The organism is Paraburkholderia sp. UCT70, assembly GCF_050434085.1.
GTDB classification, from domain to species: Bacteria; Pseudomonadota; Gammaproteobacteria; order Burkholderiales; family Burkholderiaceae; genus Paraburkholderia; species Paraburkholderia tuberum.
Genome location: NZ_JBNPVZ010000002.1, coordinates 1857780 through 1881885, shown reverse-complemented (window position 1 = coordinate 1881885; position 24106 = coordinate 1857780). Strand labels below are relative to the sequence as shown.

Annotated in this window: 16 protein-coding genes; 2 read left to right on the top strand and 14 right to left on the bottom strand. The window is 53.2% G+C overall.

The window, feature by feature from the left end:
• Positions 1–347: 347 nt before the first annotated feature.
• The 11 genes from OKW41_RS11000 to OKW41_RS10950 all read right to left on the bottom strand — a co-directional run bounded on the left by OKW41_RS11000 (position 348) and on the right by OKW41_RS10950 (position 17686).
• The gene (locus OKW41_RS11000) at positions 348–962 is read right to left on the bottom strand and encodes an adenylyl-sulfate kinase (protein ID WP_429572488.1); all 615 of its coding nucleotides are present in this window, start codon (positions 960–962) and stop codon (positions 348–350) included.
• Complete coding sequence (locus tag OKW41_RS10995; protein ID WP_429572487.1) at positions 910–2496, bottom strand: glycosyltransferase family 4 protein; 1587 nt, start codon at positions 2494–2496, stop codon at positions 910–912. Before OKW41_RS10995 ends, OKW41_RS11000 begins: the two co-directional genes overlap by 53 nt.
• Positions 2497–2521: 25 nt before the next feature.
• On the bottom strand, positions 2522–4819 hold the full coding sequence (locus OKW41_RS10990; RefSeq protein WP_429572486.1) for a glycosyltransferase family 2 protein: 2298 nt from the start codon (positions 4817–4819) through the stop codon (positions 2522–2524).
• A 61-nt stretch (positions 4820–4880) separates the two neighbouring features.
• A complete protein-coding gene (locus OKW41_RS10985) occupies positions 4881–5615 on the bottom strand; it encodes a CatB-related O-acetyltransferase (protein WP_429572485.1) in 735 nt (244 codons plus the stop codon).
• A gap of 71 nt (positions 5616–5686) precedes the next feature.
• Positions 5687–10840 (bottom strand): glycosyltransferase, encoded by a 5154-nt coding sequence (locus OKW41_RS10980; RefSeq protein WP_429572484.1) that lies wholly within the window; start codon positions 10838–10840, stop codon positions 5687–5689.
• A gap of 295 nt (positions 10841–11135) precedes the next feature.
• Positions 11136–12020 (bottom strand): glucose-1-phosphate thymidylyltransferase RfbA, encoded by an 885-nt coding sequence (rfbA, locus tag OKW41_RS10975; RefSeq protein ID WP_429572483.1) that lies wholly within the window; start codon positions 12018–12020, stop codon positions 11136–11138.
• A gap of 517 nt (positions 12021–12537) precedes the next feature.
• Entirely contained in the window at positions 12538–13191 is a 654-nt protein-coding gene (locus tag OKW41_RS10970; protein WP_429572482.1) for an ABC transporter ATP-binding protein, read from the bottom strand.
• Positions 13188–13982 carry an ABC transporter permease gene (locus OKW41_RS10965; protein WP_429572481.1) on the bottom strand — a complete coding sequence of 265 codons (795 nt, stop codon included), beginning with the start codon at positions 13980–13982 and terminating at the stop codon, positions 13188–13190. The genes OKW41_RS10970 and OKW41_RS10965 overlap by 4 nt, the downstream gene beginning before the upstream one ends.
• Positions 13983–13989: 7 nt before the next feature.
• Entirely contained in the window at positions 13990–15144 is a 1155-nt protein-coding gene (locus tag OKW41_RS10960) for a hypothetical protein (protein ID WP_429573386.1), read from the bottom strand.
• Between the two features lie 63 nt (positions 15145–15207).
• On the bottom strand, positions 15208–16269 hold the full coding sequence (gene rfbB / locus OKW41_RS10955; protein ID WP_429572480.1) for a dTDP-glucose 4,6-dehydratase: 1062 nt from the start codon (positions 16267–16269) through the stop codon (positions 15208–15210).
• Between the two features lie 247 nt (positions 16270–16516).
• Positions 16517–17686, bottom strand: coding sequence for a polysaccharide biosynthesis/export family protein (locus OKW41_RS10950; RefSeq protein WP_429572479.1), 1170 nt, complete (start codon positions 17684–17686; stop codon positions 16517–16519).
• Between the two features lie 151 nt (positions 17687–17837).
• Between OKW41_RS10950 and OKW41_RS10945 the strand changes: the two genes are divergently transcribed.
• Both OKW41_RS10945 and OKW41_RS10940 read left to right on the top strand, forming a co-directional pair.
• Entirely contained in the window at positions 17838–18986 is a 1149-nt protein-coding gene (locus tag OKW41_RS10945; protein ID WP_429572478.1) for a glycosyltransferase family 4 protein, read from the top strand.
• Positions 18987–21041 carry a capsular polysaccharide biosynthesis protein gene (locus OKW41_RS10940; RefSeq protein WP_429572477.1) on the top strand — a complete coding sequence of 685 codons (2055 nt, stop codon included), beginning with the start codon at positions 18987–18989 and terminating at the stop codon, positions 21039–21041. It begins immediately after the preceding gene.
• Between the two features lie 93 nt (positions 21042–21134).
• Here the strand turns inward: OKW41_RS10940 and cyoD are convergent, their stop codons facing one another.
• From cyoD to cyoB, 3 genes are read right to left on the bottom strand one after another with little or no spacing between them, the layout of a single operon-like run.
• A complete protein-coding gene (gene cyoD, locus OKW41_RS10935; RefSeq protein ID WP_429443369.1) occupies positions 21135–21476 on the bottom strand; it encodes a cytochrome o ubiquinol oxidase subunit IV in 342 nt (113 codons plus the stop codon).
• The gene (cyoC, locus tag OKW41_RS10930; RefSeq protein WP_429291152.1) at positions 21477–22082 is read right to left on the bottom strand and encodes a cytochrome o ubiquinol oxidase subunit III; all 606 of its coding nucleotides are present in this window, start codon (positions 22080–22082) and stop codon (positions 21477–21479) included.
• A complete protein-coding gene (gene cyoB / locus OKW41_RS10925; RefSeq protein WP_429572476.1) occupies positions 22082–24103 on the bottom strand; it encodes a cytochrome o ubiquinol oxidase subunit I in 2022 nt (673 codons plus the stop codon). Before cyoB ends, cyoC begins: the two co-directional genes overlap by 1 nt.
• Positions 24104–24106: the final 3 nt, after the last annotated feature.

Below are 24106 nucleotides of genomic sequence, written 5' to 3'. Positions count from 1 at the left end.
TGGATGACGCAAGCCAGACCTGCTGGATATAATCGGGCGCCCTTGCTCCACTGGGTGCGCGTACGTTGCCATTTGCCGTGTAAGAAAATTCCGCGCCCGACCTGCGCGTTTAACACCGGCAAAAACATCGCGTAAAGATTCGTATTGGCCCATGTAAAACGTTTGCGCTGTTTCAATCACAAGGATTTTGTTGGCGCCCGCGCCTTTTCTTTGTTGCTCGCCAAATGCGTTGCGTGGGACCTACCCCCTAATCGACTACATTCAGTCGCGCGATGCGCTGAAAGAGTTGAACCAGGCCAACTTCATTCTCGACGCTTACAGCACCCATGGGGACTTTGTCAGTCATTTCAGAAGAAGCTTTGACGACAGCTTTGAGCGCTATGGAGGTACCACGATAACCACATTGTCTCGGTAGAACCTCTGCCATTACGACCCTGCAGGTTCGAGCGTATTCTGCGAACGACGCCGAGAAGATCAACGAGGCGTTGCTGGCGATGAGCGAGCGCCTGATCAACCGCATGAACGATCGCGGCGCAATGACACCGTGGAGTTTGCGCAGCGCCAAGTCGACGCCGCAGCAGCAAAGGCCAAAGATGCGGCAGCCGCACTGGCTTCGTACCGGAACTCATATGCGGTTTTCGAATGCGACTAATATTTTCTATCCTATCCCGTTCCGAAAACCCCAGATCACGGCAAAGGTCTTGGCGTACACTGTCCCCGTCAAGGAGAAACGTAGCGCGCCGCATCTGATGCAACTGTTCCTCTACCGCATTCGCCAAAGTTGACTTACCGGAGCCGGACAACCCGGTAGACCAAAGGACCACACTCGCGTTTCCGTTCAACTTCTCTCGCCTCGCCCTCGTGACGGCTGATTCACTCCACACTAGGTTCGGCGATTTGGTCGTTGCCCTACTCCGTATATTCGCCAGCAGCGCAAAAAATATCACCGACAGCTTCGCCATTGGCCGCACGCCTCAAAAACAGATCCCACTGCGGCAAAATTGTTTCTGGCAAGTAGCGGAGCGACACTTCTCTACCGCGCACGCGTAACTCTTCATTCAATTTCGAGGCATTCGGATCATAAAGAACTTTCTTTAGAGCATCCACCAAGCTCTCAGTGGAATATGGCTCAAAATATTCCACGGCATCGCGGTACACCTCACGATGAACAGCAATATCCGAGGCAATCGCAATGCCGCCGCTGCGCATGCATTCCACTCCCGAGAAATCAAACCCCTCCGCCAAACTAGGGCAGACGGTCGCCTCTGCATGACGGTACAGGACACGCAGATCGGAGGCTGGGACATTATTCAATACGAAAAGCGCACCTTGATCAATCCACGTCCGCATCTCCCTCATGATCGGCTCGACATTCCAACCCATGCTACCGACGATAACCAGTTTTATGCATGGATCGAACTCCGCCCGAATGATTTCCCATGCCGCAATCAATCGCCCATGGTTTTTTCTAGGCTCGATAGTCGCCACCATAAGCAAGTATTTAAAGCCTGGCAGATCTAAGTGCCGCTTATAAAAATCCTCTTGCTCTATCAAGGCGCGAAATTCAGGGCGCGCCGCCGGCGCTTGAAGGTTCAATCGGGAGCGGACAATCTGCCGAACCCGTTCCCCAGAGGAATCCTCCTCGTAGAAATGGTGGGAAACCATATTATGAATGGTAGCAGCGCGATCGATAGCCTCCGGGAACAGGCGGATCAGATCCTGACGCGTGGATTCCGACACACAGGCAAAATAGGCGCCCGATTGCACATTACTCTGCAACGCACGAAAATGCGTCGCCTGATGCCGAGACTTGTTGGCGAACGCATGCGGCATAAACACAGGAAGCGCGTCGTGATACCGCACGACCAAAACCGTATCCTTACCGACTCGCGCCGGATAAGGTGTTTGCGCGATCAATATGTCAGCATCCTTGGTATCGAGCACGGGATAAACAGCGTTGGCCGAAAACTTGCGCGAATTCAACCCGGCCGATTGGAGAACATTCCACGGTATAGTGCACACGCGGTAATTTTTTGTAGTGACAAGGTCAAAATCTGCAGGGTGGAGCGTTTTGGCAAACAATGTTTGCCAAATGTAGTCCTCAAAATGACGGGACTCAAATTTTGATGTTCTGACTTGTCGTTTCCCCCGAAAAAACAATGTCGAAAAAATAAGCGAGTAAGCAACGCGCCGCCTTTTGAGATAGAGCATCGCTGCTTTGAAGGGTTCTTTCGAGGGCTTGTTCTCCATCGAGACAATGACGCGGGAATAACAGTTCAGGCGCGTCTCTTCCACATTCGCCGTAACGCTCAGTCTCGTTTCCGACATACCTGGAGCCAAGAACTTTAAGGACGTTTGCAGCAAGCCTTCAATGTCAATCGTATCGATCATGCACAACCCACGAAACAACAGGCGCGTTTCCTGCGGAATACCAGCAAAGCCATCAAGGGCTGGCCGCATTTCCAAGAGAACTTGGAGCTTTTTTTCACTCTTCATGTTGAAAGATTTTTAATTTTTGACATTAAGCAACAGAAAATCCAGTAGCGGAAACAAAAGATTCAACCCTCGGGGGCCATGCGAGGTCGAAATTTTCTCCATCCAAGCTCAGATTCGGACTGTAAGCAGGGTCTTGCAACAATGCATCTCCCCAGCGATGCTTCATGTACGCAACCTCTCGAGCCGAACGGCTCAGTTTTTCTGGTGTGTCGTCAAAACCCCTAGAAGCCGATTCATGGTGGTATAGCTCTGCGTACGGCGTCCAGATGTTTCGATACCCGGCCTCACGGAGGCGCAGACAAAAGTCCACATCGTTGCAGGCCACCTGTAAATCCGTTTCGTTAAGGCCGCCAAGAGCGTCGTAAATCGACTTTCGCACGAGCAGACAGGCGCCCGTCACTGCCGAAAAAGATTGAATCAGGCTAGCCCGCGCGTAATAACCCAGATTTCCTCGTGGCAAAAATCGATGCACGTGCCCAGCCAGACCATCGACGCCTAGAACAACCCCGGCATGTTGAATAGTATCGTCCGAGTACCAAAGTCGCGCTCCTACGGCTCCCACCTCGGGACGACTTGCGTGACTAACCATTTCACATAACCAGTCCGGACTTATCACCTCAACATCGTTATTAATTAACCCAATTATGTCGCCTCGCGCTAATTTGACGGCGGAGTTATTCAACGCGGAATAGTTGAAGGCACGATCATCACGTATCACACGGATTTTCGATTCCGAAGCGAGGCCTTTCAAATAGATTAGTGTCTCAGGATCATCCGAGCCATTATCGATGATGAGGATCTCATAGTACCGGTACCTAGTCTTCGCAAGGATTGATTCAACACATCCTCGCAGAAGTTTCACACCGTTTCGGGTAGGGATAATCAGACTAATCATTGGTAAGACTACAGGCAAGGAATAGCGCACCCGATAGCCGTACTCTAACATTTCGGCCGTCGCATTAACACGACGTCTACCCAAATGATTATTGAGCGCACGTACTCCGTCGATTTTCGACGCAAGCTTTTTTTGAAAAGAGTATGCCGCACCATCAGCATGGATGCGTCGATGGTACAGCACTCGGGCAATATGATGGATTTCATTCGGCTCGATACGCTCGACACTGCGCAGCGCGAGATCATAACCTGACCAACTGTCGGGACCGCTCCCGAACCCTCCTACTTCACGCACGAGCTTTGCTTCGAACAATCCAAGGTGCGAAAACAAGTTTTGCGAATAAAATAGATCGGGATTCCACTCGCACTTGAAATAAGGATCCGAGCGGACACCCTGATCGTCAATTTTGTCCTCATCCGAATAGATAGCTCGGCACCTCGGAAGCCGGTTAATTGCTTCCACCGCCCAAAACAACGCATGCTCAGCGAGCAAGTCGTCCTGCTCCATCAGCGCAATCCAATAACCTTGTGCTAACGCCAGCACGCCGCTTGATGCAGCCGGACCGCACTCTGTTTGTTCATAGGTCAACACCTTAATCCGCTTATCTAATCTAGCGTAACGCGCAAGCATTCGGCGAATAACGGGATTACCCGACGCATCGTCAGCAACACACAATTCCCATTCGCCGTAGACCTGATTGCGTATTGACGCTATAGCCTCCTGGAGCCAGATGGGATGTGGGTCGCTTACACGCATTACAATGGACACAAGCGGTCGTCGTTCGAACTCTGCAATACGTGCTCGCATGGCCGCTCGCGTATCGTCAGTAACGCAATCAAACGCCCCAATCCAAACTGAATAGGGGACAATTTCCGCGGATTTATCAAAGAGAGCGCAATAGTCCTTCCAAAGTTTCGAAATATCGGACGTTTTCGCCGAATCTTTCAGCGCCCTACACGGCATTTTTTCGGCGCGTATCTTATAACTCGGATGCGTCGCCTGTAACTTTGTAAGCATTCTTGACACGGCAAATGCGCGCGTGACTCTCACCAAACGGAAATGCTGCAGTTCCCAGCAACTACTGGGCAACTGCAACTCAAGGCACAACCGCCCACTATGGGCGACGCGGATAAGCCGCTTGAACATTCGGCCAGCAAGGAGAGTTAAATCCAGCGACTCGGCATAGCTATGTTCAGAATTGCCATTCAGATAGGCCTTGCCGTTTACTCGAATGATATCCGCCTTGACTTGTATCTCAAGCATGTACCAATTCGGGCGCAGAACGCTCTGCACTGAGAATGACGATATCGCCTCTTCATTTTCATCGCTTACATTCTTCTTGCTCGAACGCGGCGGCTTACCAAAAAAAAGACAATTTACGCCCCATTGCAAGCGGAATTGATTAAGGTACTCTAGAATTCTTTTCATCAATCACTGATGACCATAGATAAATTTGCCGCAGCGAATAGATGAATAAAAAAGTCTCTAATCAATATCCCACCAAGGTGCGAATGTCCACTTGGTAAGGCTTAAATGCAGGGGTCGAATCCCTTAATCTCTTTATGAATTCAATAAAACTCGGAATGTCATCTAATCGCGCTCCCTTCAATTGCCATGGCGCGAATTCCCACCATTTTGAGTCGAGAAGGTCTTCGATCAGTTTATCCGGAACTTTGTATTTCAAGACTCTAGCAGGCGAGCCACCAACAATGGCATAGGGCGGAACGTCCTTTGTAACAACTGCATTAGCAGCAACAACAGCACCATCACCAATTTTTACCCCAGGGAGAATAAATGCGCCATGCCCGATCCATACATCATTCCCGATGAAGGTTAATTTGGCCACCACAGGTGGAGTATTTCTTTTAAAATCAGCATCAAAATCTAATTCAACTCCTTCTGCGGCAGCATTGTCGAGTATGTCTTCGTACCTTTGAAAGAAAAACGGAGACGTACTGAAATAGTGCAGTGGATGAGGATGCCGTCCAATCTGCACCTCCTCTCCAAAGGAACAATAGCGCCCAATCCTACAGCCAAAATAGAAGCCACTCACGGCATAACTGAACGCGCCCAAATGCAACGAATGGTGTATATCCATCCATTTAAAACTGCACGGGGGTTCGAACACCACGTCATCTGGCAAAGAAATGCCCGGCTGGTGATGCGTTGATACACCGAACTCTCGAAGCTTACCCAAGAGTTCTTGATTAAGGATAACCGCCACTTTATTTAACCTTCCGCAAAATAGACGAATAACGAATGCCCTTCAAAGGGCACCCGAAAACCCATCCGCCATCAAAGCTCATCTTGAGCGGCGAATTTATCTTGTGCTTCAAAGATACGCGCATGGGCAACTTCCTTTGTCCCGTCCGCAATTCCAAGTTTTTTGGCGTGCGTTATCAGAACGTCGTGCAGCTCATTGATTTCGACTACTTCACCGAGCTCGTAGTTTCGGACTCTTTCCGCAGGCGCACCAAGGTCAAAAACAATAAGCGGATAGCCCATCTGCATGATTTCGTCGGTCGTATACGAAAAAGTTTCAGGCCACACCGACGGGATCAAGAAAACATCAATTTTCTTTTGCAAAACAATATCTTGCAGATCAGCGGCGTTATATCTGCCAGTCACCTCGAAAGACGGCGAACTGAACCACGCGGAGATTTCACCAATTAAAATCACTTTTACTGGACAGGACTGTTGGTCGAAATCTTCAACAAGTTTTCGAACAATACTCGCTCCTTTTGCTTCGTTTATTGCTCCAAGAATCCCAACCCGTAGCTCGGAAGGGTTTTCCCGCGGAACGTAAATGTTACCGTAGCGCCCCGAAATATCATGCGGAACGATGTTTGTTTTTTCCGACGGCACCTCGTACGCTTTCAGAAGAATATCTTTGGATGAATTCGAAAAGCAAAGCACCTCATCCGACAAGCGAAGAACGGTGCCCCATTTCTCGCGCCAGTCTTGAATATCCTCAGAATTCTCAAACGTTTTGAAATCGCCATCGCTTTCCTTCAGACATTTTGAGCATTTTCGTAAATTGCGAGGAACGGCGCAATACGTTGCGGTTTCGTCCAAAAGCGTATAGCTTGGGCATACGGGGAAAAAGTCGTGCATCGGCACAGTGAGCTTCACATTTTTACCATGACGCTTCTTCAACGACGCAATCTTATCAAGGTGTCGTCCTACCTCATTAAATGATACTAAAGAGTTTACGAAAATATTTTTGAAATTAAATATCGATATAAATTCGTAAAGGCTATCGATATCAACTGATTTAAAAATCGAACTCTCTTCAGCAAATCTAAACTCGATCAGATACTGCTTCGTTTGCTTAAAGTCGAATTTTACAGAGCAGACAACATCACCCGCTGCCAGATGATTGGAAATTTTTTGTTCACTGTACTGGTTCGCCCCGCCCCCCAAGGAATGATCAAGAATAAGATGAGAGGTGCGCGAGTCACTTAGAACCTTCAACACAAGCAACCGTCTAAGAAAATCGAGTTTATTTTCGCCGATAGCTGCATGAATGTGCTTTTCATACAGGGGATGTCGAGCAATTAAGATTTTAAAGTTTTCCTCAATTAACTTCCTCTTTGTCTCGCTGGCAAATGAGCCGCCGTGCTTGTGATATACAAACAAGTTCGTCACATGTACATTTTTATAGCCTTCGCTGATTGCCCGTTGGCACCAGTCGTTTTCCTCGCCATATCCCTTACCGAAAACTTCGTCGAACATGCCGATCTTATCGACGAGGGATTTATTCACACCCATACAGAAACCGACGCCTGTCGGGATCGCGATGTGCGTCTTTTCAAAGTTTACATCTTTGAAATACCGGTCGATCTCTTCCACGCACAGCCCCTCAAAGATAACGTTGTCTTTGAGATAGGTCGGAAAACTGAAAATCGTTCCCGAATTAGTAAATGGCGTGGTGCTTGCCACATCGCTCATTTCAAAGATCGGATACATGAGTCTTTCGAGCCAACCAGGAGGAACTTCAGTATCCGTATTAAGAATCACAAAATTATTATTTGTGTACGCGACGGCCTTATTGACGCTCCGAACAAATCCCAAATTGCTTTCGTTTTCAAGAAAAATTAGCTCGACAGACGGATTAGAAATCCCAAAAAGCTCGATAAATTTCGCAATTCGGTGATCCGGACTACAATCATTTACAACAATCAACCGATAACGTATTGTGCTATTTTTTACAATGCTATCGAAAAGAGGTTGCAAATAATCGTAACCGTTATAAATCGGAATTATAATATCAATGGGGTTATTCTCATCAAAAGTCGGAATGCAATCTTGCTTATTGAATAAGCAAATCGCGTCTCTTACGTCTTTAATCGCATTAATCGCCAATGACGCCCGTCCCTCGGCCATACCATATTGAATATAGTGCAGAAGCGGATTCACCGCACTAGCCGCGACATCTTGATTGGTCGAAAGATAGAAATTCGTGTCAAACTTTGCTGACGGATTTCGGCCCTCCCTCCACCCGTCTAACAAATAGTGTTGTACGGGGTCGATGTTCGCTGCAGCGACATCCACATACATTTGCAAATAGTAGCGCGGATCAAAAAAGTCACTTTTTAGCAAAACCTCATAAGCATTAGAGACCGCAATATCCAACTGATGGGAGCCCTCCGCTGGTGAAGACGAGACCAAATTATTTGATACAACCGCCATTTCGCCTTGAATAAGCGCGATGGAACTGGCGAGATGATCAAATCGCCTATCCATTTTTGCTTCAAGGTGCCGCAGTTTGTTTTCGATCAAATTCATTCGAATTTTTGTTTTTCTGGTGCTTTCCCCAAACCATGACCCGACTATCGGCCATCGACTACGACTGTTTTTTCCAACGGCCGCATCAAGGCCTGCCACTTTTACCGGATACGATTTTCCTTCTCGACTTTTGCGCAATTGGCCAAGTATCTCTATTTTACTAACGCCTGCTTCTAACCGAGCAAGGTAGTAACGGAATCCTTCTGTCTCAGGCCCGCGCCCCAGCAGCGTATGGTAAGCGCTGTGGATGAAGAATTCGTCGTGGTACGAGAGCAGTTCATCCAATGTAGCTGCTACAAGGTTTGGGTGGGTCGCGGGCATGTCAACAATCTTATTAGCTGTGTTTACTAAAGTTACGAACGAATTGTCGGGCATCGGATCGGTTGTCGACCACCCATCACGGCGCCCCATCGGGCTAGCTTCGTCAACTCTGGGCACGACGGCCTCCTCGCTAATGTGCCGTGAAATACCCGGCAATTTCGAAAAGAGTGGTGACGACCAATTAGTACGCTGTTTTTCCGCAACTAGATTTTTTTGCCCTAGAAAGCCGATTAAATAGCGCAAGGGTGCTGTCATACGCCATAAAAATGTCGCGCGAATGGCGTCTAGTTCACGGTGAAGTTGCGTAATCACAAACGTATGCGTTTTCTCCGTCTCTATCCAGCTTTGTACGAGGTTAAGTAATTCGCTCTCTTTGGCGGCTAGGTCCGCTCTGAGTAGCTGTTCCCGCTCGGCATGTTGCCGCCACTGCTCATCTTTTTGCTTATTATGGGCTTGCTGGATTTCCTGCAACTGCGCGGAGAATGCCCTTTCTCGTTGTGCGAGTTCGAGCACGCGCATTTCAACTTGGTCGCGAGCCAAATCTAGCTGCCCCAGATGAGCCTGCTCACGTACCGCGTGTTTTCGAGCCTGTTCCTCCATTTGCTGCTCGTGCGCCTTTTGCATTTCCTGCAACTGATCCGAAAATGCTTCTTCCCGCTGCGCGAGCGCAAGCAAATGCGTTTCTACCTGTTGCCGCGCCAGCGCCAGTTCTGCAAGGTAAAGCTGCTCGGCCTCTGCGTGCTTCCGCCTCTGTTCATCTTTGTGCTGCTCGTACGCTTGCTGGATTTCTTGCAGCCGCTCACAGAATGCCCTTTCTCGTTGTGCAAGCTCGAGCAGGCGTGCTTCGAGTTGGTTACGAGCAAAAGTCAGCTGCACAAGATGACGCTGCTCGCGCAGGGCATATTGGCGACTCTGCTCGCCTTTTTGCTCATCGTGCGTTTGCCGAAGCTCCTGCAACTGCTGTGAAAATGCGTTCTCTCTCTGTGCAACCACAAGCATCTGGGCATCTAGCTGCTGGCGCGCTAGCGCCAGATCTGCAAGACATGTCCGTTCACGCTCAGCGTATTGGCGACGGTCTTCGCCTTCTTGCTGCTCATGTTGGCGCTTGAGGTCTTGTAACTTCTCCGAAAACTCTTTTTCCCGTTCTGCCAGCTGAAATGATTGCTGCTCAGCTAGAAACTTGACATGATTGAGCTCGGCATTGAGTTCTTTCAACCGCTCCGGCAGAGCAACGCGAATCAAGCCGACCAGATCAGCGGATGGATGACGTCCTTCCGTTACCCCATCTTTTATGTAGTGAAGATATGGGTCGTGTCCCGCAGCAGCAACATCTGGATTGGTCTCCAAATACCATTTCGCGTCAAATGATTTTCGAAATACATTCTGATCTTGCTCCTGGGCGGCTTTGACTAGGCCTGAGTTTGCCTCATTTGTTGTAGCAATGCATCGATTGAGGGTATCAATCTTCTCCGAAAGCTGATCAATCCATCGCAAACCTACTTTCTGACGATTAAATTCGTCTAGCCAGAGTGCCGTACGAGCGTGAAAGTTTTCATCCTCTAGTTGCTTATTATTGCGAGAGACCTCGATCAATACGCCGTAGATTTCCCGAAGGAGCGGCGGACAGCCCTGATCTACAGCCAGGTCGTTCGCTGCATACACGGTATTTCGCAATCCTTTGTCAAGGAATTCCGATAGATAGTACCGCAGTGCGTCAGGATCTATCCTCAAATCGAGGCGGTCAGCAATCGACTGCAAGTTGTTTTGCGGCGCATCTAAAAAATTGTCGTAGTCAATTAGAACTCGCCTATGAGTTTCAGTATGCGCTAGACTGGCAAGAACATGCCCCAGCCAGAGCATATAGCTCTTTTCTGTCTGAAAGCCGTCTCGTTTTGCCAAAGACTGCGCCACACTAAGCGGATTGCGTAAAGCAATGATATAACCGATATCAAAGCCGCAATGTACAAACACCTGGTGCCAGAAAGGCAGCAACTTGGCTACGCGCGGATCCTTGAACCCAAAAATCGAAGCATTCGTGGTTTTATGCCGAAGCAAATTCACGGCGCGAATGAAGTACCCATTATTGCGCAAGTTCTCTACATCGCTGGCTTCTATCGGATCTACACAATGCCACTCGCTGCCGATCGCTTGCAACATCTGAATATTTAGCGCATTTAGGTCAATATCTTCAAAATATCCTTTGAGATTGATACCTTCCGCAGGCGGCAGCAATCTGTCGCCAAGGGTCACACCAAGAACAGTTAGCGCGCGCGTGATGGCACTAGTGCCGCTGCGGTGCATTCCCAACACGACAATTAAACGCTTACCCTTTAAATTCATGCAAATACCCCTACATCGATTTGACTGTACCAAGCAGCATGTTTAGCTGAAACGCCCGATGCCGTATGTGCCGACCAAACGACACCAGTCCCAGAACCACTGCGACGGATTTGGCGTTCAAACCTTGGGTCCCACGATCCACGGCGTTATAGAAAATGCTGGCGCGTCTGGCCGGAAGGCAACTCCGCGAGCAAAGCTTGTCGACGTCCCGTCTTTTCGACTACACTCGCTTGAAAAGACACCCCGAGTATATTTCATTTGGCTATTCCGATGAATTTCCCAGCATCTTCGATAGTTAAAGAATTTTCTCTTTCAGAATACGCTGCAAATACTTACCATAGCCGTTTTTTGCCAGCGGCTGCGCAAGTTCTCCAAGTTGCTCGGAAGTGATCCATTTTTTTCGCCACGATATCTCTTCGGGGCAGGCCACCTTCAAGCCTTGGCGATGCTCCAGGGTGGCAATGAATGAGCTAGCGTCCAATAAGCTCTCGTGCGTACCGGTATCCAGCCATGCATAACCGCGCTGCATAATTTGAACGCGCAGCCTGCCTTGCTCCAAATAAGCTTGGTTGACTGTCGTAATCTCAAGCTCACCACGGAAGCTGGGTTTGACGGACTTCGCAATTTGAACCACTTGGCTGTCGTAAAAGTACAGGCCCGTCACCGCGTAATTACTCCTCGGCTGACTAGGCTTTTCTTCAATGCTGCTGGCTTTGCCTTGTGCATCGAAAGCCACTACACCATAGCGCTCAGGATCGCTCACATGGTAAGCGAACACAGTTGCTCCAATTGTCTGGGCATCAGCGTCGGCCAAAAGTGATGCAAAATCATGGCCATGGAAAATGTTATCTCCCAATACAAGTGCGCTCGGCGCATTATTCAGAAATTTTTCGCCGAGAATGAAGGCCTGCGCCAAGCCGTCCGGCCTAGCCTGCACCGCGTATTGAATGTTAATACCCCACTGCGAACCGTCCGCCAACAGCTGCTCGAACCGCGGAGTGTCCTGTGGCGTGCTAATGATCAATACGTCGCGTATACCGGCAAGCATCAGCGTACTTAAGGGGTAGTAAATCATCGGTTTATCGTAAACCGGCAACAACTGCTTGCTAATGGAGAGTGTCGCGGGGCGCAATCGGGTGCCCGAACCGCCTGCTAGAATAATGCCTTTTCGCTGGATCATAGTTATTTGTCTAAGTTAGTTAGCTTCTTAACATACTTGTGGGCGCGCTCATCGGAACCGTGGCCACCATATCCAACATACATGACTTCCCGAACTCTCCGCTGTTATCAATTGATCAATTCTGGTGCATAGGCATAAGCACGCACCTTGGTCGGTGCCACCTTTTGTCAATGTGCAGAGGACCAACGCATTGATAGCGTCCCAAACCTTTCGGATCGATCTTCGTTTCAAGAGCTACACTATGGGTAGCATGCGATGTAACAAATAATTCTTCAGGCATGGCAATAATTAGTTCGACATCGAAAGTATTGCCAGATTTCAAGATATGAACCCGGTTCAGTCCTAGCGCATCAAGACCTCGCCGATTGCCCGCGCAAGGAAGTTTACCTGTCCTTGGCGTTAGGTCACTTGATTACTAATCTGCGAGCAAAGATGAGCCAATACAACTTGACCCGCCCTTGACATATACAAGCGAAATTCCATTTCCCTTATCGCGGTGGATTTCTCGCTTAGCTAATTAACTCGGGTGAGATTGATAGTAGCTAAATGCGTCGTCAACGTGGTCGAAGCTGTGCAACTTTCCAGCCACAAGCACCGCAGCGTGTTGGCAGTGGGCGCGGATATAGTCGGGGCTGTGCGAGACAATGATCATCGCTCTGTCGCTACGCTTCTCAAACAGCTCCACGTGGCATTTTTCGTGGAAGCGACTGTCACCGACCGCCACAATTTCATCGATCAGAAAGCAGTCAAAGTCCACTGCCATCGAGATCGCAAACGCCAACCGGGCACGCATGCCAGAAGAGTACTTTTTGACGGGCTCACGCAGGTAACTGCCCAACTCCGAGAAATCCTCCACAAAGGCAATAGCGGGTTCAATCGGGGCGCCGTAGACACGGCAGATGAACCGCACGTTGTCCAGCCCGCTCAGGCTACCTTGGAATGCCCCCCCAAAAGCCAGTGGCCATGAGATGCTGATGCCTCGATGAATGCGCCCACTTGTGGGAAGCTCAGCGCCGCTGATGAGGCGGATAAGCGTGGACTTACCCGCGCCGTTCCGGCCTAGAATCCCAACTTTCGCCCCCTTGGCAATGCGCAGATCGATGCCCTCCAGCACGGTGCGGGGACCTTGTCGGGTCTCGTAGACTTTGCAGACGTTGTCAAGTGCAATCATTCTGGCTCTACCCTGCGTCCGGTTTCTCTCATCAACGCTAATCCGAGAAGTGTCAGTACTGCATCCCACAGCACCAGATAAGCTGGACTCTCATATGTCCGCACAACATTGCCAAAATAGCCATGCCGTATCATTTCCGTACCGTGCACCATCGGCAACCACAAAATGGATTCTTGGAAAGACTTCGGTAGCCAATCCACCATAAAGCCCGCCCCGGAAAGTGGGAACAACAGATAAGTGAAGATATGCCATATCCGATCGATAACTTCAGATCGTTCTGATATCGATCCTACTGTCAAGCCGAGAGCACAGGCGAACCAGGCGAGAAGTAACCAACCGCCAATCGCCGTAAGAATATCAACAGGCAAATTCATCCAGCCTATAGCGGTGAACGAAATCGTCAACACCGCGATAGAAGTAGTGGCCCCTGCAATTTCAAGGATAAGTCGTGCAGCAAAAACGTCGAACACACGTACATTACGGTGGTACAAAAGACTAAGATTTGGCTCGATTGCCTTCACAGCACGGTTGCTACAATTCCGCCACAGTAGTATCGACGAATAGCCTGTGACCGCGAAGGCAGTAATAGGCAAGCTGGTGCCGTGTGTCATTTTAGTGAGCGTCCACATGGTAGTAACTCCCAAGGTGAACAACATCGGCTCTAAAAACAGCCAAAGAAATCCGATGTTATGGCGCCCATAGCGGGTAATGACCTCGCGCATTATCAAGGCGTTCGTCACGCGCAATTGGATGGCGAATGAGCGGCGCAATGGTATTGTAGGATGGTTCATGGCCACCTTAGTCCTTGTGCTCGCGCACACCTGCCAGCAGAATAGTTAGCACGCCGTATGCGATCAATCCCAGAGCGAGGGTGGCAAAAATGGCACGCAACCTCCTCGGCTCAATCGATGCGTCCGGCTTGTTTGGCAGAACAATGCGCTGCAAATATAGCTGTTTTCGCTGAGCATCGTTACGGGCTTGCTCCAACGAAGCGAGTGCAATGCCTACCTGCTTGTCGGCAAACGTAAGATCCAGCGAGAGGCGTTCGAATTCAGCAGATTTATTCGTGAGTGACGTGTTACTACCCGCCACCCTAGCCATCTGGGAGTCCATTTCTGCTTGCAACGTTGAAGCCCGTTTTTGCAGAGCCGGCACCTGCGGATTGTCGGGAACCAAGCTCCGTAATTGCGCCAGTTGCGTATTGGTGGTTATGAGGTCATCCTGCAATTTCGAAACAAGTTGCAATTGGATTGCGGACTGGCGCTCGGGGTCGAATACAGCTTTTTCGTTGCGATATTTAGCGAGTGCCACGGCTGCCGCCTTGTCACGTTGTTCGGCCGCTTCGACTTCCGCGGTGGCAAAACGAATAGTATCGAGACGTGCGCGCTCATTGAGTTGATTGACAAGATTCTCGCTCATCTCAAGTAACATTTTGTTTACACGGAAAGCATCTTCCGCGCTATACGCTCGTACTTGCAATATTGAAATGGAGGATGAAGAGTCCTCTTCAACTGCAATGTGCTTTTGGTAGTATCGATATAAAGACTCGAAATTCCGCTCTATTCCATACGGTGCGAAACGGCTAAATATGTCAATATTTCGCCTTCCGAACATTTCCTCGAGATTAAGTGTCGCGTTGAGCTTCTGCAAGGCATCTCTAGACAGCGCGTAGTCGTGAACACTATGGACGTCGTCTTCCGAACGCGAGAAGCCTGTACCTTGCAGGAGGGCGCCGATCCCGCTCTGCATCTGCGGCTGAGCACCACGCACAATAAAACGAGACTCGGAAACGTAAACGTCGGAAGCAACTACACCGAAGTAGATACTCGACAATATCATCGGCACCACAACCGTTACGAGAAACAAGCGATTGACTTTAGCCCAGCGTCGTGTTTGTCGCTGCATCCAAGTGACGGTGGCGGGTTGAGCCTCGGTTTCGGAGACAAGGTGCATTTCCACGGATTTTTTCCAAAGTTACATTTTTAAAGTTATTCCAGCGATCGAATCGAAATGCGCCTATGCAATCTCGCCCAAACAGATTCGTGAAGGTGCGCCTCCCCCGGTGATAGCCTTGCGCACCCACGCCTGATTATCCAGATACCATTCCACCGTCTTGCGAATCCCGCTTTCGAAGGTCTCACGAGGCTTCCAACACAGTTCGCGTTCGAGCTTGCGCGCGTCGATCGCATAGCGGCGGTCATGCCCCGGCCGGTCTTGCACGAACATGATTTGGCTCGCGTACGACTGCCCAGCTGCACGCGGCTGTAATTCATCTAGAATGCCGCAGATTGTATGGACGACATCCAGGTTCGGCTTCTCATTCCAGCCACCGATGTTATACGTTTGCCCCACAATTCCTATTTCCAGCACGCGGCGAATCGCGGAACAGTGATCTCTTACATAAAGCCAGTCACGTACTTGCTGGCCGTCACCGTAGATCGGCAGCGGATCGCCGGCGAGTGCATTAAGAATCACCAGAGGAATTAGCTTTTCTGGAAAGTGATACGGGCCGTAATTATTCGAGCAATTTGTGGTCAGTACCGGCATGCCATAGGTGTGATGCCATGCGCGCACCAAATGGTCGGACGCGGCCTTGCTCGCAGAATAAGGGCTGTTTGGTTCGTAGGCGTTCGTCTCCGCAAACGGCGGATCGTCGCGGCCCAGCGTTCCATAAACTTCGTCGGTGGAGACGTGCAGGAAGCGGAACGCTTGCTTCTCTGGCTCCGGCAGTTCGCTCCAATAGCCGCGGACGGACTCAAGTAGGTTAAAAGTGCCGACCACATTGGTTTGTATAAACTCGCTCGGTCCGTGAATGGACCGATCGACGTGGGATTCTGCCGCAAAATTGATCACGGCTCGGGGCCGATGTTCGGCTAGCAGGTCAGCTACTAGTTCTCGATCACCGATGTCACCACGCGCGAATACATGTCTCGGGTCGTTGGTCAGCGACTTGAGCGTATCCAAGTTTCCTGCGTAAGTCAGTTTATCTAGATTGACCACCGGCTCATTGGAGCCGGCAAGCCAATCTATAATGAAGTTGGCTCCAATAAAGCCCGCGCCACCCGTTACGAACAGCATATTTACCTCGATACCGAATTTGAAAAAGCAATTAACTATTCCGGTGAACGGCCTTAACACGCTTGGATGTCCCGAGGTCCCGGCCGCCATCCACTGTGACGGCTACTCGCCCCTCCGATGTGGCGCGAAGCTCCGGGTGACCGCCTCGCCAATGGCTGAGCCGGCGGGGACGCAGGGGGCGCCGACAATTGCGATGTCGGCGTGCGTGATCATGAGCGGCGATACATATATCCATCCACAAGCGCGATTACCTAAACGTCTGGACACCAGTAATCACTGGATATGCCACCGAGAAAATGACATTCAAGAATTTCTGCAATTCCGCGATAGGTGCATTCGACACATACAACAGGTCCTTGTTGTCCATCATGAAACTCTGAGCGACAAAGAACGAGTTGGGATCCCGCAGGTTCACGCGATACACCACCGGCACCTTCCCATCGGCCGTCGTACGAGCAGGAGACATCGGCCACTGCAAAGCATTGGCGTCTTCTAGACGGAAGATAAAAACGCCTTGCACATCAGAGCGGCTATCCTGCAGACCGCCGGCGCGTGCCAATGCCTGTGCAAGCGTGATCCCCTGTGCCTCGAAGCTGATCTCCTCATTTTTGCTGACGGCGCCCAGCACGGTGAAACTGTATGGCTGAAACAGCGCGGTCACGACGTCGCCGGACCGAAGCGGCACATTCTGACTCGGATCGCGGATGATCGTATTGAGCGGCAGCGATTGCACCTTGTCGCTTCGAGTGACCTGAATCGTCATCTTGTCGACTGGCTGCCGCACACCACCCGCACTTGCCAGCGCATCGAGTAGTCGCTCGCCGCTTGGCGTCAGCGGCATGCGCGTGCTAGACACCACATCACCGACGATCGTCACATATGAATTCGAATTGCGCGCAAGCCGCACCAGAACCTGTGGCTGATTGGCCTTGCCCTGCAACCGCTGCGTGATGGACCGCTCGATTTCGTTCAGCGTCCGCCCCGCGGCCCGAATCGCCCCGGCGAACGGCACGTTAATGTTGCCGTCACTGTCGATCATCTGCTCGGGCAACACTGTGACGCGCGCGTTGGACGGTCCACCAGACCGGGTGTCGGTTGGGGCAGCCCCAAACAGCATCGCTGGTGGCGCTTCCCAAATTGACACTTCGACGACATCGCCCGGGCCCAGCGGCTGCTGCCGCATGGCCTCGTTGCCAAGCGTCTTCGAGAAATCGCCGGCGCGGCGTTCGGCAAGAAGCTTGCGCGCTACCTCGTCAGTAACATCCACGATTTGGATGGCTGTCGCACCGGATGCGGTGGCAGCCCGATCAATTTGCGACTTGCTTGGACCCGAGGTAGGGATGTTAGAACAACCGCCGAGGAACGCAGCCGTCAAAGCCGATGCAAACATAAAAGTACAACGAGACAGACGCGGCATTTATTACAACTTTTGAAAAAAAGTTAGTGAGTAAGACTTCGGCGCGAATTGTCTCATGCACTCGGGTAGAATGTCTCGCTGTGATTAAAAATCCACACAAGAAATTTCAGAAAAATTCTGCGCGCTAGCTAACAAATCGACTCACACTCTCGTGCCAACCCTCTTTCTAGACGTCACTCGCCTTCTCACGCGCCTTTATAACGGGCTTTTGCCCACGGGCGTGGACCGCGTGGGTCTCGCCTATATTGAGAAGTACAGCGCAAAGGCGCGCGCGGTTCTCAGCGAACGGGGTTTTTCCACAGTATTAGCTGAGAGAGATTCACAGCAAACGTTTGCATGGCTTCTTTCATCCGCATGTAATCGAAACGCGATCCGCGCATTAGTCATCCGCGCGTGCCTTAATCGCCTGCGAGAAACAAGACTCAGCGGAATTCTGTTGCACACAAGTCACAACGGCATGGAATTCGGACGTTATTACAGTGCAATGGCGAAACGTCAGATTCGCCCCGTATTCATGGTCCACGATTTAATCCCGTTGACGCATGCCGAGTATTGCCGCGCAGGCGTCGACGCAACGCATCGGCACCGCATGCACACTGCGCTGAAGCACGCGAGCGGCTTGATCATGAATTCCCAGGCCACCCTCGACTCGCTCGCGGCCGAAGCACATCGCGCTGATCTTCCCATGCCGCCGAGCGTAGTCGCACGCCTGGCCTCCGGTGTCACCCAGCGCCCGCTCGCCGAGCGCCCGCTGCCAGCTCCCTACTTCGTCATCCTCGGCACCATCGAGCCGCGCAAGAACCACTGGTTCATCCTGCACGTCTGGCGGCGTCTCGTCGAACAGCTCGGCGCAGCCGCGCCGAAGCTGGTGGTGATCGGCCGCCGCGGCTGGGAATGCGAAAACGTCGTCGATATGCTAGAGCGCTGCGAAAATCTGAAAGGCGTCGTGATAGAAGAAGCGCACTGCTCCGACGAGCAGCTTCATGCTTATTTGCAACACGCGCAGGCGCTGCTATTTCCGTCTTTCGTCGAAGGCTATGGCATGCCACTCGCTGAAGCGCTCGCGTTGAAAGTGCCGGTACTCGCAAGCGATCTCGACGTTTTTCACGAAATCGCCGACGACATTCCCGACTATCTTGATCCGCTCGACGGCCCCGGCTGGCTCGCCCGCATTCAGGCCTACGCTCGCGCGAATAGCCCCGAGCGCGATGCGCAGCTAACGCGTATTGAACGTTTTCGTGAGCCGACGTGGGCCGAGCATTTCGAGCACGTCGACGGCTTTCTAGAGACGCTGCGTTAAATGAAGCAACACGTCGCTGAAGAACAGGCACCCGCGAGTTTGGCAATCGATCTGCCCAGTATCACGCGCGGCTCGCGCACGCTGAGCGCATTCCGTGAAAGTTCAGAACATCTGTGGATCGATCGTTGGCATGGGCGCGTCGCGTTGCGCTTCGCACGCGTAGGCGGCAACCGTGTCCGTGCCGCGTGGCCCGGACCGGTTTGGTCACGCGGGCCTGCAGGCACGCCGTTGTTGTCGTGGTTCTCAATGCCTGTTGCCGATGCCAGTGCAGAAGCATTTGCCGCAGCACTCGATTCCGCCTTCGTCGCCGCAATCAAACACGATCGCAACGCCGGCGCATTGCCCGAGGTCGAGATCAAGCGACTGATGCAACGGTTCGCACGCAGCCATGCATCGACGCTGCGTCAATCGCAACTCGTCTGTCCCGCCGCATTGCTCGAAACCAGACACACAACCCGCGTCCTGCTGATCGACGAGCGCGTTCGATCAAACGGGCTCGGCGCCATCGCAACGCACAACTCACGGCACGCCTTCGCGCGAATGCTGCAAGCCGCGCGCAAGGCCCATCCGCAAGCCGAATTCTGGATCGCGCGATCGGATGATCCGGGCAGTGGGCACTGGCTTTCCGCATCAGTCGATACCTTGCCGCCCGGCACCCGCCATCTCACCGAACACGAATCGTTGTGCGCCGCGCTGCCTCACGTCGACCACGTCTATACGCTGGGCGCGTCGGAGGGCATGCATGCGCTGCTGGCCGGCGTACCGGTGCACGTGTTCGGCGCGCCCTATTACGCCGGCTGGGGCTTAACCCATGACGACCTGCCCTTACCGAATCGCACCGCGCGCCCCACGCTCGCCGCATTGTTCGACGTGGTGTTCGTGCGCTTCACGCGCTATCTGAATCCGGCCACGCACACGGCCGGCACGCTCGACGATCTGCTCGACAGCATCGAGTTGCAGCAAGCAGTCCAACAACGCTTCCCCGATCTGCAACCGGTGGCGGCGATCCGCTTCCAGTGGTGGAAGCGGCCGCTTGCGACGCCGTACATCAGCGCCGGCAACGCCGCGCTACGCTGGACACACGAGCCGCGATCCGTGCAAGCGCACGAATGCGCGGTGCTGTGGGGCGCGCGCAGCGCGGAAGGTCTTGCCCCCGAGGTGCGCCGCGTCAGAATCGAAGACGGCTTCTTCCACTCGACAGGTCTCGGTTCCGACATGATCGCGCCGCGCAGTCAGGTGATCGATCGCCGCGGACTGTACTTCGATGCGAATCAGCCGAGCGACTTAAGCGTGCTGCTGAACGAGACCGAGTTCAGCGACACCGAGTTGGCGCGCGCCGCGGCACTTCGCAACAAGGTCGTGCAACTCGGCGTCACCAAGTACAACCTCGGCCGCCGGCGCCCTGCATGGACCGCAACGTCAGGCAAGCAAATCGTGCTGGTCCCCGGCCAGGTCGCCGACGACGCATCGATCCGCCTCGGCACGCGCGCAATCGGCACTGCCGATGCGCTGCTGCGCGAAGTCCGCCGCCTGCGGCCCGACGCATTCGTCGTCTATAAACCGCATCCCGACGTGCTATCAGGCAATCGCAATGGTCTGATCGACGCGCAGCAACTCGCCGACGTCGTCGATACCGAAGCAGACCTGCTGTCGCTCGTCGATGCGGCTGATGAAGTTCACACGCTCTCGTCGCTTGCGGGCTTCGACGCGCTGTTGCGCGGCAAAGCGGTGTTCACCTACGGGCTGCCGTTCTACGCCGGCTGGGGACTCACCCACGACGCGCTCGCGCCGCTGCCGTGGCGTCATCGCACATTGACGCTCGACATGCTGTGCGCGGGCGTGCTGCTGCGCTATCCACTGTACTTCGATTGGAAAACCCGTCTCTTCACGACCCCGGAAGCCGTGGTCGAACAACTCGCACCACAAGCCGCACGGCCGCTCGAAAAAGTACGCGGCAACCGGATGCGGCCGCTTCTCAAAGCTTTTCGCTGGAGCCGCAATGCAATTCGCCACGCCATATGGCGCCTTCAGCAAAAGCGCGCGCCACGAGCATAGTAAAAAAACAAACCGTCCAGACAAAACAAAAGCCCCGCAAGATCGAAATCTTGCGGGGCTTTTTCCCGAGGCTGACGCTAAAGCGTTATCCGCTTAGCGCGACATCATATTCATGCTGACGTTATGCAACACCCACAACGTCCCGCCAACCACGATAACAGCGGTCAGCACGGTGAACGCAAACGCCGTCACGTTCCAGCGCTGCGACGACGACGTGTTCATGTGCAGGAAGAACACCAGATGCACGAGGATCTGCACGAACGCGAGACCCGCGATCGCGAGCAACGCGCTCTGGCCCGTCAACGTGCCGGTCATCACGAGCGCGAATGCCGCGACGGTCAGAATGACGGAGAGCACGAAGCCCGCCGTATAGCTGCCGAAGCTGCCGTGACCGCCTTCCGAGTGTGCGCCATGGGCGCTATGACTATGGTCCATTTAGATCACGCTCGCAAGATAGACAAAGGTGAAAACGCCGATCCACACGACGTCGAGGAAGTGCCAGAAAAGACTCAGGCACGTCAGACGGATCATGTCGCGTTCGGTCAGGTCGCGATGACGCATCACCTGCAGCGCCAGCACGACCATCCAGATCAGGCCGAACGTCACGTGCAGGCCGTGCGTGCCGACCAGCGTGAAGAACGACGACAGGAACGCGCTGCGGCTCGGACCCGCGCCTTCGGCGATCAGGTGCGAGAACTCGCGCATTTCCAGCACGAGGAACGCGAGGCCCAGCAGGAACGTCACGCCGAGCCAGCCGAGCAGCACGCCCTTGCGGTTCTTGTGCGCGCCGAGCATCGCGAAGCCGTACGTGATACTCGAGAGCAGCAGCATCGTCGTTTCAAGTGCGACGCCCGGAATCTCGAACAGGTCCTTGCCGCTCGGACCGCCCGCGAACTGGTGGCTCATCACCGCGAACACCGCGAACAGCGCCGCGAAGAGGATGCAGTCGGTCATCAGGTACAGCCAGAAACCGAACACCGAGTGCGACGGCACATGGTCCGGCGCGAGTTGCGGCTCAACCGCAATTGTCTTCTGTAACATCAGTCCACCTCCAGCGCGACCTGCTTGCCGGCGCTTGCGCCGACACCGGCCACGGCACCAGCACCGCCGTTGCGATTCTCTTCAATCAGCGCGACAGTGTCGGCAGGAATGTAATAGCCGTCGTTGTCCATGAAGCTGTAGATGATCACGGTGGCGATCGCGCCGACCGCGCCAACGATCGCAAGCCACCAGATGTGCCACACACCGGCAAAACCGAGCACCAGCGAGAACAGACCCACCAACAGACCCGCGGACGTATTCGACGGCATGTGAATGTCGCGATACGCCGGCACTTTCACACCGCCCTTGCGCGACTTCATTTCGGTGAACGCGTCGAGCGAGCGGACGTCCGGGATGTGCGCGAAGTTATAAGCCGGCGGCGGCGAACTCGTCGCCCATTCCAGCGTATGACCGTCCCACGGATCGCCCGTGAGGTCGCGGTTTTCCTTCAGATTGCGATCGCGGATGCTGACGACCAGTTGCAGCAGCTGGCAAGCGATACCGATTGCGATCAGCACCGCGCCGAACGCGGCGGCGATCAGCCACGGATGCCAGGTCGGGTTGTCGTAGTGGTTCAGACGACGCGTCATGCCCATGAAGCCGAGCACGTACAGCGGCGTGAACGCAACCCAGAAGCCGATCTGCCAGAACCAGAACGCGGCCTTGCCGAGCTTCTCGTTCAGCTTGAAGCCGAACGCCTTCGGGAACCAGTAGTTGAAGCCGGCCAGATAGCCGAACAGCACGCCACCGATAATTACGTTATGGAAGTGAGCGATCAGGAACAGGCTGTTGTGCAGCATGAAGTCCGCGCCCGGAATCGCCAGCATCACACCGGTCATACCGCCGATCGTGAAAGTGATGATGAAGCCGATCGTCCACAGAACCGGCGTCGTGAATTGCAGACGGCCCTTGTAGATCGTAAACAGCCAGTTGAACACTTTGACGCCGGTCGGAATCGAAATCACCATCGTCGCGATGCCGAAGAACGCGTTCACGTCCGCGCCCGAACCCATCGTGAAGAAGTGGTGCAGCCACACGAGGAACGACAGCACCATGATCGCGCAGGTCGCCCATACCATCGTCTTGTAGCCGAACAGCGGCTTTTTAGCGAAGGTCGCGACGACTTCCGAGAAGATACCGAACGCCGGCAGGATCAGGATGTACACCTCGGGGTGACCCCATGCCCAGATCAGGTTCAGGTACAGCATCGCGTTGCCGCCGGCATCGTTCGTGAAGAAGTGCATGCCGAGGTAGCGGTCGAGACCGAGCAGCGCGAGCGTGACGGTCAGGATCGGGAACGACGCCATGATCAGCACGTTCGCGCACAACGAGGTCCACGTGAACACCGGCACCTTCATCCACAACATGCCCGGAGCGCGCATCTTCACGATCGTCACGAAGAAGTTCACACCGGTCAGCAATGTGCCGATACCAGAGATCTGCAGGCTCCACAGGTAATAGTCGACGCCTACACCAGGGCTGAACTGCAATTCCGACAACGGCGGATAAGCGAGCCAGCCCGTCTGTGCGAATTCACCGATCACCAGCGAGATGTTGATCAGGATCGCGCTGACTGCCGTCATCCAGAAGCTCAGCGAGTTGATGAACGGGAACGCGACGTCGCGCGCGCCGATCTGCAGCGGCACGACGATGTTCATCAAACCGATCATGAACGCCATCGCCATGAAGAAGATCATGATGACGCCGTGCGCGGTGAAGACCTGGTCGTAGTGATGCGGTGGCAAAAAGCCCGGGCTCAGGTACGACAGCGCCAGCTGCATACGCATCATGATCGCGTCGGCGAAGCCGCGCAGCAGCATGATGAACGCAACGACGATGTACATGACACCGATCTTCTTATGGTCGACGGACGTCAGCCATTCGGTCCACAGGTAGCGCCATTTGCCGAAATACGTGATCCCGGCGAGCACCGCCAGCGCGGCGAGTACCATCCCGCCGCCCGCCGTAACGATGATGGGCTCGTGATACGGAATCGCATCGAGAGTTAGTTTTCCGAACATGAG

What these genes read in the sequence shown, in the direction of transcription:
- OKW41_RS11000 (WP_429572488.1), bottom strand. Translation starts at nt 962, where the DNA reads ATGGCGAAGCTGTCGGTGATATTTTTTGCGCTGCTGGCGAATATACGG.
- OKW41_RS10995 (WP_429572487.1), bottom strand. Translation starts at nt 2,496, where the DNA reads ATGAAGAGTGAAAAAAAGCTCCAAGTTCTCTTGGAAATGCGGCCAGCC.
- OKW41_RS10990 (WP_429572486.1), bottom strand. Translation starts at nt 4,819, where the DNA reads ATGAAAAGAATTCTAGAGTACCTTAATCAATTCCGCTTGCAATGGGGC.
- OKW41_RS10980 (WP_429572484.1), bottom strand. Translation starts at nt 10,840, where the DNA reads ATGAATTTAAAGGGTAAGCGTTTAATTGTCGTGTTGGGAATGCACCGC.
- rfbA (WP_429572483.1), bottom strand. Translation starts at nt 12,020, where the DNA reads ATGATCCAGCGAAAAGGCATTATTCTAGCAGGCGGTTCGGGCACCCGA.
- OKW41_RS10970 (WP_429572482.1), bottom strand. Translation starts at nt 13,191, where the DNA reads ATGATTGCACTTGACAACGTCTGCAAAGTCTACGAGACCCGACAAGGT.
- OKW41_RS10965 (WP_429572481.1), bottom strand. Translation starts at nt 13,982, where the DNA reads ATGAACCATCCTACAATACCATTGCGCCGCTCATTCGCCATCCAATTG.
- OKW41_RS10960 (WP_429573386.1), bottom strand. Translation starts at nt 15,144, where the DNA reads ATGCACCTTGTCTCCGAAACCGAGGCTCAACCCGCCACCGTCACTTGG.
- rfbB (WP_429572480.1), bottom strand. Translation starts at nt 16,269, where the DNA reads ATGCTGTTCGTAACGGGTGGCGCGGGCTTTATTGGAGCCAACTTCATT.
- OKW41_RS10950 (WP_429572479.1), bottom strand. Translation starts at nt 17,686, where the DNA reads ATGCCGCGTCTGTCTCGTTGTACTTTTATGTTTGCATCGGCTTTGACG.
- OKW41_RS10940 (WP_429572477.1), top strand. Translation starts at nt 18,987, where the DNA reads ATGAAGCAACACGTCGCTGAAGAACAGGCACCCGCGAGTTTGGCAATC.
- cyoD (WP_429443369.1), bottom strand. Translation starts at nt 21,476, where the DNA reads ATGGACCATAGTCATAGCGCCCATGGCGCACACTCGGAAGGCGGTCAC.
- cyoC (WP_429291152.1), bottom strand. Translation starts at nt 22,082, where the DNA reads ATGTTACAGAAGACAATTGCGGTTGAGCCGCAACTCGCGCCGGACCAT.
- cyoB (WP_429572476.1), bottom strand. Translation starts at nt 24,103, where the DNA reads ATGTTCGGAAAACTAACTCTCGATGCGATTCCGTATCACGAGCCCATC.